General features: G+C 58.7%; 10 protein-coding genes. 2 read left to right on the forward strand and 8 right to left on the reverse strand.

Going from position 1 to position 13,343, the window contains the following annotated elements; translation table 11 throughout:
* Positions 1–59: 59 nt before the first annotated feature.
* From G5229_RS01605 to G5229_RS01615, 3 genes are all read right to left on the reverse strand, one after another.
* Positions 60–746, reverse strand: a complete 687-nt coding sequence (locus tag G5229_RS01605) for a hypothetical protein (protein WP_421208510.1) — start codon at positions 744–746, stop codon at positions 60–62.
* A gap of 72 nt (positions 747–818) precedes the next feature.
* Positions 819–2,210: an alkaline phosphatase gene (locus G5229_RS01610; RefSeq protein ID WP_139732383.1), complete on the reverse strand. Its 1,392-nt coding sequence runs from the start codon at positions 2,208–2,210 to the stop codon at positions 819–821.
* Between the two features lie 11 nt (positions 2,211–2,221).
* Positions 2,222–3,619 carry an alkaline phosphatase gene (locus tag G5229_RS01615; protein WP_421208172.1) on the reverse strand — a complete coding sequence of 466 codons (1,398 nt, stop codon included), beginning with the start codon at positions 3,617–3,619 and terminating at the stop codon, positions 2,222–2,224.
* A 323-nt stretch (positions 3,620–3,942) separates the two neighbouring features.
* Here G5229_RS01615 and ylqF point away from each other — a divergent pair, with 323 nt between their 5' ends.
* Entirely contained in the window at positions 3,943–4,893 is a 951-nt protein-coding gene (gene ylqF, locus G5229_RS01620; RefSeq protein WP_421208174.1) for a ribosome biogenesis GTPase YlqF, read from the forward strand.
* Positions 4,894–5,048: 155 nt separating this feature from the next.
* On the opposite strand, the gene G5229_RS01625 is transcribed toward ylqF, so the two are convergent.
* The 3 genes from G5229_RS01625 to dinG all read right to left on the reverse strand — a co-directional run bounded on the left by G5229_RS01625 (position 5,049) and on the right by dinG (position 8,919).
* Entirely contained in the window at positions 5,049–5,945 is an 897-nt protein-coding gene (locus tag G5229_RS01625) for a histone deacetylase (RefSeq protein WP_421208176.1), read from the reverse strand.
* A 99-nt stretch (positions 5,946–6,044) separates the two neighbouring features.
* A complete protein-coding gene (locus G5229_RS01630) occupies positions 6,045–6,704 on the reverse strand; it encodes a DUF2057 domain-containing protein (protein WP_216954052.1) in 660 nt (219 codons plus the stop codon).
* 142 nt (positions 6,705–6,846) lie between these two features.
* On the reverse strand, positions 6,847–8,919 hold the full coding sequence (gene dinG / locus G5229_RS01635) for an ATP-dependent DNA helicase DinG (RefSeq protein WP_421208178.1): 2,073 nt from the start codon (positions 8,917–8,919) through the stop codon (positions 6,847–6,849).
* A gap of 394 nt (positions 8,920–9,313) precedes the next feature.
* Here dinG and G5229_RS01640 point away from each other — a divergent pair, with 394 nt between their 5' ends.
* Positions 9,314–10,363 carry a porin gene (locus G5229_RS01640; RefSeq protein WP_088869706.1) on the forward strand — a complete coding sequence of 350 codons (1,050 nt, stop codon included), beginning with the start codon at positions 9,314–9,316 and terminating at the stop codon, positions 10,361–10,363.
* 550 nt (positions 10,364–10,913) lie between these two features.
* On the opposite strand, the gene tyrA is transcribed toward G5229_RS01640, so the two are convergent.
* Positions 10,914–12,041, reverse strand: a complete 1,128-nt coding sequence (gene tyrA, locus G5229_RS01645) for a bifunctional chorismate mutase/prephenate dehydrogenase (RefSeq protein ID WP_421208180.1) — start codon at positions 12,039–12,041, stop codon at positions 10,914–10,916.
* A gap of 135 nt (positions 12,042–12,176) precedes the next feature.
* Positions 12,177–13,250 (reverse strand): 3-deoxy-7-phosphoheptulonate synthase, encoded by a 1,074-nt coding sequence (locus G5229_RS01650; protein WP_139411344.1) that lies wholly within the window; start codon positions 13,248–13,250, stop codon positions 12,177–12,179.
* Between the last annotated feature and the right edge of the window lie 93 nt (positions 13,251–13,343).

The raw sequence follows: 13,343 nt of genomic DNA on the forward strand, positions 1-13,343 counted from the left end.
TATGCAGAGTGTAACATTCCTGCCTGCGTTGTCGTTGTGCCCGCTGAGGGGTTGGGATCTCAGTCGAAGAAATCCCGCAGATCGCGCACTTCGTAATCAGCGAGTTGCTGCCAGGGGAGCTGAGCAGGCAGCTTGCGCAGGGTCACCTCCATCCGGTAGCTGCGATAGCCGTCGAGACTGGCTGACTCGACCACCAGCGGGATCTGCCACTGACTCGACCAGAGAATCCGGGTTCGTTGCTGCCCTTCGCGCTTTTCATACCAGCGGGCCTGCTCGGGGGCGGCCTCATCCAGCGGGGTCATCCCCTCGAGCAGCGCCGGGTTGACGAGATGGCGGAGCCGCGGCCAGTCGGGTTTGAAGGCCACCTGGCCATACTCTTCCACCGGCACCTCAACCAGTTGGTTGTGCCAGCTGTCGGCATAACGCAGCTGAAGTTCACCCTCATCACTGCGACTGACCCAGCGGGCCGCCATCTGGTGGGTAAAGTGCTTGTGGCCGGGGGTGGCGTCGTGAGTGGCGTGATAGGCACGGGCAAGGGGGAGGGGAATGAGCCGCTGGCTCCACACCTGATTGCCCACGCGCAGCCACTTCTCTTGCCAGACACTCTCTCTGGCGATGCCATCGCTGCCGGTGTTCCGGTCGTGATAGCTGATCCGGGCGGCGAGATCCGGGGGCGTGTCGTCAGCATGCAGGGGGAAGGCGAAGGTGCTGCCAAGCAGCCATAACGAAAGCAAAAGTCGCATCATCATCTGTCGCTCGAAAGAGCCGGGGCCCGGGCCGCTGAGTCGATTGCTCAGATGCACCCGGGCCCCTGCTGCTTACAGGCCGAGCGCCTCCCGCAGTTTGCCAAACACCTTGGTGTTATCCAGCGTGCCCTTGAAGCGGTTGCTGCCGGCGCCATCGGCAAACAGCATCACATCGCCGCCGCCGTGGGTTTCCGATGTCAGTTTGACGCCGGTCTCCTGCAGATAGTCATTGGCCATCACCTGATCGCTGGTGAGGACGGGGCGTACATCGGGGCGGTTGGGGCCGTTACCGAACACCAGGGTGGTGAAGGGCTTGCCATCCACGTCGTTCTGGGTCGAGCCATCGCCATTTTTAACCAGATCCAGCACCGGATTACCCTTGGCGGAGTAGCCGTTAATGGTCATGGTGTGGTCATGGTCGGCGGTGACCACGATCAGGGTATTGCTGAGATCCACTTTACCCAGCGCCGTCTTGACCGCCTCATCCAGTGCCACTGCGTCGGTGAGCGAGCGCTTGGCATTGGTGCCGTGCAGGGCGTGATCGATACGGCCACCCTCTACCATCAGGAAGTAACCCTGACTGTTCTTGCTCAGCAGGTCGATCGCCTTGGCGGTCATTTCGGAGAGGGACGGCTGGGTATTGGCTGCCCCCTTGGCGACCCGATCCAGCTCGTAGTCCAGGTGGGATTTGCTACTGAACAGACCGAGCACCTTGCCGCTGGTGACCTTGGCCAGTTCGCTTTGGGTGGTGACATAGCTGTATCCCTGCGCCTTCATCTCGGCGGTCAGGTCGCGGTTGTCATTGCGACCGCCCTTGTTGCTGGCGCTGTAGGGGGTCCAGTGGTTGGCACCACCGCCCATCAGTACATCGACCCCATCCCCCAGCGCCTGGTTGAAACCAGTTCCTCCCGGAACAGCTTGTGCGGCGATGTCATAAGCGGCATCCCGATGGCAGATGTGGGCGTAGGTAGCCGCCGGGGTGGCGTGGGTCAGCTCGGTGGTGGTGACGGCTCCGACCGATTTGCCTGCCGCCTTGGCCAGCTCCAGGATGGTGGGCACCGGCTTGCCATTATCGCTGCTGCAATTGTTGACGGTTTTGTTGCCATTGACGTCTTTGCCGGGGGCGACGGCTTTGGTGTCGCTGCTCATGGCGATCACCTCGTTGTTCATCTTGACCCCGGTGGTGTAGGCCGCCATGGAGGGGGCCGAGTCGGTGGTCTGGGCATCGTTGGAGAAGGTCTTGATGCGGGCACTGCGCGGCAGTTTCATCATCTCCAGATTGCCCTCTTCTCCCACCTTGAACAGGCGGGTGGCGGTGAGCACGGTAGGCCCCATGCCATCACCGATAAAGAGAATGACGTTTTTGGCATCACCGGCCTGTGCCTGGGAGGTTGCGCCCAGTGCACTGAACAGGGCGGCGCAGACCAGCGTGTGCTTGATGGATGTGTTCATCTGTTTGCTCATGAAAGTGCTCCTTACAGCTTGGCCGCAGCCTTGATCTTGCCGAACACGGCGGTGTTGTCGAGTGAGCCATGGAAGCTGTCAGCCCCCTTGCCGATGGCGCCGAGGAAGACATCTGTGCCGCCGTGGGTCTCGTTGCCGATCTCGCCCACCTTGACCACCACTTCCTGGTGGTAGTCATTGGCGGAGACGGTGGCATCGTCGAGCGGGGCGACGCTGCTGCGCGGGCCATCCAGCCGGTTGTAGCCGTTGCCAAAACCTATGATGGTGTAGGGCATGCCCTCGCTATCCTTGCTTGGCTCGCCAGTCTCGTAGTTCTTCACCAGCCCGAGTACGCCGGGGTTGTCGGCGGTGGTCTTGCCGGTGCGCTTGGCATAGCCGTTGAGCACGAGCGTGTGGTCGTGATCGGCGGTGACCACGATCAGGGTGTTTTTCAGCTCGGGGTCGCTCTTTTTCACCTCGTCGATGGCGGCTTTGATGGCGTTGTCGAAGGCGATGGTGTCCTGCAGCGCCCGCTTGGCGTTGGTGTCGTGCAGGGCGTGGTCTATGCGGCCCCCTTCCACCATCAGGAAGTAACCCTTCTCTTTGCCCTTGAGCTGCTTGATGGCGGCCAGGGTCATCTGGGCCAGTGACGGCTCGCTGGCAGGGCGGTCCAGGTCATATTTCATGTGGCTGGAACCAAACAGACCCAGCAGCGGCTTGCCCGCATCGGCCTTGTTCAGCTCATCCAGATTGCTGGCAAACTGGTAGCCCTTGGCCTGCATTTCGCTGATGAGGTTGCGGCCATCCTCCCGCTTGCCCTTGTCGGCTTTGGGCAGGAAGAAACTGCTGCCGCCACCGAGCACCACATCCAGCCCCTCCTTGAGGGCGCTGTTGTAGCCTTTGCCGCCCGGTACCAGCTGGACGGCGATATCTGCCTCCAGATCCCGGTTGCAGATATGGGCATAGGTAGCCGCCGGGGTGGCGTGGGTCACCCGGGTACTGGTTACCACGCCGGTACCGCGGCCATCGGCTTTGGCCAGCTCTAGCAGGGTAGTCACCGGCTTGCCGGCGCTCTTGCTGCAGTCGCTCTCATAGGTGGCGTCGCCGTCCATGCTGATGACGCCGTTGTTGCTCTTGACCCCGGTCATGTAGGCCGCCATGGAGGGGGCCGAGTCAGTGACCTGGGCATCGTGGGAGAAGGTCTTGATAAAGGCCGTTTCTGGCAGGGTATCGATGGTGAGATCACCCTCTTCGCCGACACCGTAGATGCGGGCTGCCGTCAGGGTGTTGAGGCCCATGCCGTCACCGAGGAAGAAGATGACGTTGGTGGGTTGGGCTGCGGGCTTGGTCGCCACCGTGTCATTGTCTGATTTGCAGCCGGCAGCCAGGGCGGCGCCGATCATCACTGCAAGTCCTGCCATTTTTCTCATTGGGGTTCGCTCCTTGTAAAACCTGAGCGCAGCCTAGAGGGGGCAGATGACACTTTTACTGACTATCGGTGACGGTTGTGTGAAAAAGTGATGAAAATGTTACACTATATCAATGTGTTATCTGTCAATTGAGCCAGTTGGTCCGGTCGCTTCCGGCAAGGTCGCTCCGCCTCGGCGGTTTGCTGATTTGATGAGGTGATGGTTAGAATGACCTGTCAAAAGAGGCCCGCAGCAGGTAAAATGCGCCCCCTTCGTTCGATGCCCGCGGCAGAGCGCCTGTTGTTCCATGCGCCCGCCCGCAGCCCCCACAGAGAGTAACGGATATGTCCATCAACTGGTTCCCCGGTCACATGCACAAGGCCCGCAAAGAGATTGCCGAGGTCATGCCCCAGGTCGATGTGATCATCGAGATGCTCGATGCCCGCATCCCCTTCTCCAGCGAAAACCCGCTGGTGCCCGAGCTGCGTGGTGATACCCCTGTGATCAAGGTGCTGAACAAGGCGGACCTGGCCGATCCGGCGATCACCGATCTGTGGGTGGCGCACATGGAAAAAGAGAAGGGGATCAAGGCGCTGCCGCTGACGCAACAAGAGCCGGAGAAGATCAAGCAACTGCTGACTCTCTGCCACGAGATGCTGCCGGAGCGCAATTTTGAGCTGCGCGGCGTGCGGGCGATGATCATGGGGATCCCCAACGTGGGCAAGTCCACTCTGATCAATACCCTGGCGGGGCGCATCATCGCCCGTACCGGCAACGAGGCGGGGGTGACCAAGTCCCAGCAGCGGATCAAGCTGGATAACAACGTTATCCTGACCGATACCCCGGGTTTTCTCTGGCCCAAGCTCAATCCGCCCTCTTGCGGTTATCGTCTGGCCATCACCGCGGCCATCAAGGACACGGTGTTCGACTATGCCGATATCGCCATGTTCGCCGCCGATTACTTCATCAAGGCCTATCCGGAGCGGATCAAGGCGCGTTACCAGATTGACGAGTTGCCCGAGACCGAGATCGAGCTGCTGGAGATGATCGCCCGCCAGCGGGCGTTTATGCGCAAAGGGGGGCTGGCCGACTTGCACAAGGCGTCCGAGATCCTGATCAACGAGTTCCGCTCCGGCTTGCTTGGCCGCATCTCGCTGGAGACGCCGGAGATGGTGAGCGTCGAGATTGTCGAAGCCGCCGCAGAAGCCGAGCAAAAAGCCAAAGAGAAGGCCGAGCGGGAAGAGGAGCGTCAGGCCCGCGCCCGTCGCAAGTACGCCCGCAAGCGTCAGAGATAATTATCCTCAGGCGTCCCGAGCTTGCCTGACAACGAGCGAGCTTGTGTGACCGAGAGGACAAAACACGAAGAGGCGACCCCAGGGGTCGCCTCTTCTGTTTTATCTGGTGAAATGCCGCCCACTCTGATGGGGTGTCCGCGCTATAAGCCATGCCATCAACCAAAACGGTGGAGCGCCGCCTCAAACAGCGACATATGAAGCGGGATCAGCTGTTGCCAGTCGCGGCGATAGCCGCCACCGGGTACAGCGGCGACAGGCAACCCATGCTTGATTGCACAGTCAAATACCATGGCATCGCGCAGGCGCACCCCTTCATCGCTCAGGGAGAGATAGCCAAGCTCGTCGGCATGATGCACATCGACGCCCGCCTGATAGAGGATGAGATCCGGCGAATAGAGGCGCAGTGCCAGCGAGAGTGCCTGTTGCAGTGTGGTGAGATAGGCATCGTCTGCCATGCCGCTTGGCAGCGGAAAGTCGAGGTGAGAGGCGGCTTTGTGATGGGGAAAGTTGTGCTCCCCATGAAGGGATAGGGTGATGATATCGCGCCGTCCGGCGCACAGGGCCGCACTGCCATCTCCCTGATGCACATCGAGATCGATGATCAGCACCTGTTCACAGCGCCCCTCGTCGAGGCAAGTCTGGGCGGCAATCACCAGATCGTTGAACAGACAAAAACCGCTGCCGTGATCCCGATGGGCGTGGTGGTAGCCGCCGGAGATCTGCAAGCCGCAGCCCTGCTCAAGAGCATGGCGGCTGGCGGCAATAGTGGCACCGACCGAGCGCAAGGTGCGCTCCATCAGCATGGGTGACCAGGGAAAACCGATCTTGCGGATGGCGCGCTCTTCAAGCTGGCCGCTCAGGACCGCTGCGACATAATCGGCATCGTGAATGCGACAGATTTGCTCCCGGGTGGCCGACGGCGCTTCGCCAAGGGGGTAACCCTGCACCTGCAGGCGCTCAAACAGCCCCTGATACTTGGCCAGCGGGAAGCGATGGCGTTCGGGCAGGGCCAGGGAGGAGTAGAGGGGGTGATAGAAAATATGCAGTGACATCAGGGCATTGTTCCATCGATGCAGAGATGAACCTGGATATGAAAAAGGGGAGCCAAGCTCCCCTTGTCATTCCCGACGGGTCAGGATGATGTTTCCGGATTACTGCTGCTGGATAACCCAGATCTGGAAGGCTTTGCGGGTTTCCGCATCGGCCTTGTTGTACCAGTTTTGCAGTTGGGTCAGGGCTTCCGGATTGCTTTGCGCCTTGCTGGGCGCGGCTTGGGCCGGTGCGCTGGCGGCAGCCATCACGGCAGCAGAGGAGACGGCAACGGTTTTGGGCTGGTTGAAAGCTTTGCCCATGTTGATCAGCTCTTGCTGATAGTCACGGGTCAGCTGGAAGCCCTCTACTTTCGGCATTACGAACTGTTCACTGCTCACTTGCTGTCCTGTGACCTTGTCTTTCAGCGCCACTTTCTGATCTTTCAGGAACTGTTTGGCTTCTGCTTCATTGCGGGGCTTTTTATAGTCCAGCACCAGCTGCTGATTGTCGGCTGCAGTGAAGTTCAGCACCAGCGGCTCGGCGGTCACCAGCTTGATTTCGTTACGGCTGGAGTAGTTGCCTTCAAAGGCGACGACCAACTGGTGCTTGCCGGCAGAGAGGGGGAAGGTGCTGGTTTTGTCGAGCAGCTGGGGGTTGATGGATTGGCCATCAATCAACTGCACGATGTAAGGGGTGGATACTTCCAGTTTGGCATCAGCCAAGGCGCTACCGGCCCACAACAGACCAGCCAGCGCCGGTACCAGAACAGTCAGTTTCATTTCATCTCCTTGAACAGTCAGGCGATTGCCCACTGAAAACAGGGGCTCATTTTTACAGGTTTGGTCTACTGCGGCAATGGCTCTTTCTGGAGGTGTATGTTCGTGCAGTTGTCAGTTCATTTATCAATAACGGCATGCTTATTTATTCGAACCGCCGTGTAAACGGGGGGAGGGCATCAAGTAACCCCTTGCCATAACGTTTGGTCAGTAGACGCCGGTCCAGAATGGTGACCCGTCCCCGATCGGCCTCTTTGCGGATGAGGCGGCCACAGGCCTGGATCAGTTTGCGCGATGCCTCCGGCACCGTCAGTTGCAGAAAGGGGTTGCCTCCTCGCTGCTCCACCCACTCGGCGGTAGCCTCCTCGACCGGTGAGTTGGGCACCGCAAAGGGGAGTTTGGTGATCACCAGATTGGTGAGGTAGTGACCCGGCAGATCCAGCCCCTCCGAGAAGCTGCCGGTACCAAACAGGATGCTGGCTTGACCGCCATCGCATTTCTGCTTGTGCAGGGTGAGCAGGGCATTGCGGGAGGCTTCCCCCTGCACCAGCAGTGACAGTCCCTTGGCTCGCAAGCCAACGGCCACCTCATTCATCTGGCGGTAGGAGGAGAAGAGCACCAGACTCGCCTCCTTGCCCGCCAGAATACGTGGCAGCACGCTGATGAGTTCATTGGTAAAGGCTGGTGAGTTGGGTTCGTGCTCCATCTTGGGCAGATAGAGCTCGGCTTTCTGGTAGTCAAAGGGGGAGCGCAGGCGCAGATAGCGGGTACCGTCGTGCTCCTTGAGCCCCACCTGATGGCGAAAATAGCTAAAGGAAGAGAGGGCGGTGAGAGTCGCGGAGACTAGCACGGCCCCCAAACATTTCGACCAGAGCCACTCCTCCAGCAGATAGCCCACATCTATCGGTGAAGCGTGCAGCCAGATATCGCCGTCATCGCTCTTGGCTATCCAGCGGGCGAGCGGGGTTTTGCCGGTCGGCACATGGCGCCCCAGCATCTCCCACAGGGCGCAGAAACTCTCCAGCCGTTGCAGATGAAAACCGCTCTCGGCCAGCAGGGGTTCGGCCTCCTTGCGGCGGATCTCGCCATCTTTCAGCGCTTCACCTATGGCCCCCTGCATCCGATCCAGCGCCCGCAGCGCCTTCTTGCTCGACTCCTTGAGATTCTCCGCCAGCATGGGCAGGGGATCCGGCAATACCCCTTCGGCGAAGCGGTAGTGAGGTTCACTGCCAAACAGCCGATCGTTGGCGCTGAGCCACTGCTCGACCGCCTTCAGGTCGGGCTGGATGGAGGCCAGCGCATCCTGCAGTTTGAGTTGGGGGTCGAGCAGGCTTTCCTTATTAAGCGTCCGCGCCAGCTTGCCTGCACTTTGTACCAGCTTCTCCAGCCAGCGGCGCGAGCCTTTGACGCTGGCCGATGCCGCGCCGTGATCCCGGGCGATGGTGGGCAGGTGATGGGCCTCATCCAGCACATAGATGCACTCATCAGGGGGCGGCAGAATGATGCCGCCGCCCATGGTGAGATCGGAGAGCAGGAGTGCATGGTTGACGACCAGCACATCGGCGCTCTCCATGTCGTTGCGGGCGCGATGAAAGGGGCAGTGCTGGTGATGGCTTAGCGCCTTGTTGCAGGTGTGGCGGTCTGCGGCGATGCGATCCCAGCAAGTGTCGGGAATGGGCTCCGGCCAGTTGTCCCGATCCCCGTCCCACTTGCCATTGGTGTAGGCCTGCCACAGCGCCTGGTAGCGATCCTTGTCGCTGTCCGATGGTTTGGATTTGCTCAGACTGCCAAAGTCGAGCTCGAAGTTGGCCATCTCGGCGCCACTGGCTGCCTGCTCCAGCAGATGCTCGCAGCAGTAGCGCTGCCGCCCCTTGACCAGCATAAAGCGAAACGGCAGCTCGCTGTGGCGGTGGTAAAAAGGAAGGTCTTTGTGGATCAGCTGCTCTTGCAGGGCCACTGTGGCGGTGGAGATCACCAGCTTCTTCTGGGTGAGTCGCGCCACCGGAATGGCGCCCTGCGCATAGGAGAGGGATTTGCCGATACCGGTACCCGCTTCGGCAACCAGAATACGGCGTTGTTTGTCGTACTCGCCGGTCAGGGTTTTGGCTATCTCGGCCACCAGAAAGTTCTGCTCTTTGCGCGGCACAAAACCGGGTAATCCATCCGAAATCTGGCGATAGGTTTGACGAATGGTTGCTTTGAGGCGAGTAGAGAGCATGAAGAGAAGGCCAGTTAGGGGTTAATCGAAGGACAAGGATACCCGCAACCCCTCGGTGAGGTCGAGGCAACAGCCATTATCACGGAGTTTTACGCTGATCAGACCACTTTGGTTGTTTATCAGGTAGTTAGCGTCATTTGCATGCAAAATAGACTATTTGAGTCCAAATAATCAGCAGGATTCATTGTAAACGTTTTCCTTTTACCTTGCCGTCAGGTGAGACTTGGCTCACATTTTTGCCTCCATGACTATGGTTTCCGTAAAAAGTTCCAAGTTTTTTCATTGCGGTTCAAAAAATCCGGTGCTAGTCTCGGCGGCATAGTGATGCAAAGAACATCGCTAACACAGGGAATAACAACAACTTAGTGTTTAATTACAGTAGGCATTGGAAACTATGAAAAAGACAATTCTGGCTATTGCCATTCCGGCTCTGTTTGCATCCGCCGCTAACGCCGCGGTGATCTATGACAAAGACGGTACCACTTTCGACGTATACGGCCGTGTACAGGCTAACTACTACGGTGAGCACGATGATACCGATGGCGAGCTGATTGGTTCTTCCCGTCTGGGCTGGTCCGGTAAAGTTGCTCTGAACAACACCTGGTCCGGTATCGCCAAGACCGAGTGGCAAGTTGCTGCTGAAAACTCCGACAAGGGCAGTGACGGTAAGTCTAGCAAGTTCGATGCTCGTCATATCTATGCAGGCTTTGACGGCACCCAGTACGGTAAAATCATCTTCGGTCAGACCGACACTGCTTTCTACGACGTACTCGAGCCGACCGATATTTTCAACGAGTGGGGCGATGCGGGTAACTTCTATGACGGTCGTCAGGAAGGCCAGGTTATCTACTCCAACACCTTCGGTGGTTTCAAAGGTAAAGTTTCCTACCAAACCAATGACGACGTAGCGGTCAAGATCACTGACGTTGGTCAGAAGGTCAAAGAAGATGCCATCTTTGGTTCCGACGTTAAGCGTAAGAAAGCTTATGCCGTTGCCGCCGGTTACGATTTTGACTTCGGCCTGGGCTTCAACGCCGGTTATGCCTACTCCGACCTGCAAAACAAAGTTAACGGTCAGACTGGTAAGAAAGACGAGTGGGCTATTGGCGCGCACTACGCTATCAATGGCTTCTATTTTGCCGGTGTTTACACTGAAGGCGAAGTGAAGAACAAGAGCCTGGGTCTGAAAGATGACGGGCGTGGTTACGAGCTGGCTGCTTCTTACAACGTAGATGCTTGGACCTTCCTGGCTGGTTACAACTTCAAAGAAGGCAAGGCCAACGCTCAAGCTGCCGGTTCTACTTACAAGGATCTGGTTGACGAGACCCTGCTGGGTGTTCAGTACGCTTTCACTCCGAAGCTGAAAGCTTACACCGAGTACAAGATCCAGGGTATCGAGAAGCATGACGACGAGTGGACTGTTGCTCTGCAGTACAACTTCTAATAAGTTGAACAAGAGTAATATCCAGGCTTGAGTCTTTGACCAGGCTACAAATGGCCGAGATAATTTCTCGGCCATTTTCTTTTTTGGCGACAGCGGATTGGCGCCATGATAAATCGCCGAATTGCTGTGTTAAGTGATCTTTGGCAAACCATTTGTCTCGGTTAATCTCTCCTGCTTCCTGCTTCCTGCTTCCTGCTTCCTGCTTCCTGCTTCCTGCTTCCTGCTTCCTGCTTCCTGCTTCCTGCTTCCTGTTTATCTCTTTGATGGGGAGTACACCGTTCTCCTTTGCGTCGTACAGCCTTGCTCGCAGCAGTTTGGTTTGACCGTTAGAGTCTGGCAGCCCTTGCAAGGGGCGGTGCTATTTGCGCGGATTGCGTGGATATTGAGGGGGCATACTTGCTGGATGTGAGGCAGCGCCAGGGGAGGGTATTGAGGCCAGTCAGCTGTGGGGGCTCGACGTAGGGCCGAGCGTGACTGGCGTCAGTGTTTAAATCGGTAACAAATAAAATGGGAAGATGCCCAGGCATCTTCCCATTCTGGCGATATGAGATCAGCCGTGTTGGCGGCGGTCGTTGGCCTGGGCGAGCAGCATGCGGCTTTCACGCAGGAACTGGTCGGCGTGTTCGCCGAAGAAACCGGAGACTTGAGAGAAGGCCTCGATGAAACCGTCCCTGTCGCCCCGCTCCAGCAGCCCCAGCGCTTCGCCGAAGTTTTGGTAGTAGCGACGGATCATCGCCAGATTCTGCGGTGACGACAAAATGATGTCGGCATAGAGGTGGGGATCCTGAGCGAACAGCCGCCCCACCATGGCGAGCTCCAGCCGGTAGATGGGGGAGCTTAGCGCCAGCAGGCGATCCAGATTGGCCTGCTCGCGCGCGAGGTGCCAGCCATAGGCAAAGGTGGCGAAGTGACGCAGTGCCTGAATGAGGGTCATCGCCTCATCGTGGGCCTTGGCTTCTACCTGTTGCAAGCGGGCGCCCCAGATAGTCATCTGATCCAGCAGCCACTGGCTGGCGGCGCCGTCGCGCCCCTGACAGCAGACGATCACCTGCTTGGCAAGGCTCGCCACATCCGGCCCGAACATGGGGTGCAGTCCCAGTACCGGCCCTTGGTGCACAGCCAGCATGTGCTCGAGCGGCGCCGCTTTCACGCTGGTGACATCAACCAGCAGGCAATCTGCGGGCAGGTTGCCGAGCCGATCAATGATCTGGCAGGTGATGTCGATGGGCACTGCCACCATCACCAGTCCTGCGCCCTGCAGGATCTCGTCAGCGCGCGGCCAGTCTGCTTGTTCCAGCGTCTCGACCCGGTAGCCGGAGAGGCTGAACATATGACCGAACAGCCGGCCAAGCTGGCCCTGACCGCCGATGATGACCACCTTGCCAAGGTCCGGCTTCATACACTTGAAGCCAGTATCTTTCTCGCTGGCATAAGATTCACGCATCACCCGGCGCAGCACATCTTCGATGAGATCGCCGGGCACCCCTAACTGCTCGGCCTCGGCGCGGCGGCGGGCCAGCATGCTCGCTTCCCGGTCCGGTGCATAGATGGGCAGGCCGTGGCGGCTCTTTACTTCACCCACTTCTCCCACCAGGGCCAGACGGGCGGCCAGCAGATCGATCAGCTGCTTGTCCACCGCATCTATCTTGTCCCTGAGTACATTCAACTCTTCAGCCATATCCAGTCCCTGCTGGCGCCGCGAGCGGCGGCGCCCTGAAAATCAAGATGCAACAAGGTATCACGGCGTGAGCGGTTTGATGCCACCACTAGTGATACCTCGATTGTTCAATAGGTTACGACAAGATACCACGGCTTACCGTGCAGTTCTGCCCTTGAGGGGGTCAGCCAGCTGGTTGTGGCAGCGGTCCAGCAGGGTAGCGGTGGTGTCCCAGTCGATGCAGGCATCGGTGATGGAGACCCCGTAGCGCATCTGCTCCTTGGGCTGCTCGCTGGACTGGTTTCCCTCGAACAGGTTGGATTCGAGCATCACCCCGATGATGGAGCGGTTGCCCTCCTGGATCTGGTGGATGACGTTGTCGGCCACCTTGGGCTGCAAACGGTGATCCTTGCTGGAGTTGCCGTGGCTGCAATCCACCACAAGGCTCGGCAGCAGGCCCGCTTTCTCCAGCGCCTCTTCCGCCAGCGACACGTTGACCGAGTCATAGTTGGGATGTTTGCCGCCGCGCAGGATCACGTGGCCATCCGGGTTGCCCTGAGTCTGCAGCAGCGCAACCTGGCCCTGCTGGTTGATCCCCATAAAGGCGTGAGGGGAGGAGGCCGCCTGCAACGCATTAATGGCAGTCCCCAGGTTGCCGTCGGTGCCGTTCTTGAAGCCGACCGGCATGGAGAGGCCGGACGCCATCTCCCTGTGGGTCTGGGATTCGGTGGTACGGGCGCCAATAGCTGACCAGGAGAAGAGCTCCGCCAGGTATTGCGGGCTGATGGGGTCGAGCGCTTCTGTGGCCAGCGGCAACTCCAGCTCCGCCAGCCAGCAGAGCAGCTCGCGGGCACGGTGCAGCCCCAGTTCCACATCGAAGGTGCCATCCAGATTGGGGTCGTTGATAAAGCCTTTCCAGCCGACCGTGGTGCGCGGCTTTTCAAAGTAGACCCGCATGACAATGTAGAGAGAGTCCTGATAGGCATCATGCAGCGCTTTGAGTCTGGTTGCGTACTCTTTGGCGGCGTCCATGTCGTGGATGGAGCAGGGACCACAGATCACCAGCAGCCGGTGATCGCGGCGGTGAATGATATCGGCGATGGTATTGCGGGCCCCTTGCACGAATGCCAGCGCCTTGTCGGAGATGGGTAACTTCTCCTTGAGCTGGGCAGGCGTGATCATCACTTGTTCGGACTGGATATGTATATTGTTCAGGGGATCTCGTTGCATAGTCTCTTCGCCTCGTCAGAGTCAGCACACTGGTTTTGATGCTACCGGCTGTAATCTTAGGTTTACGAAAGTGCCGCTTTCGTTACAAATGGC

The sequence above is a fragment of the Aeromonas sp. 602396 genome, assembly GCF_049173735.1.
Classification (GTDB): Bacteria; Pseudomonadota; Gammaproteobacteria; order Enterobacterales; family Aeromonadaceae; genus Aeromonas; species Aeromonas veronii_A.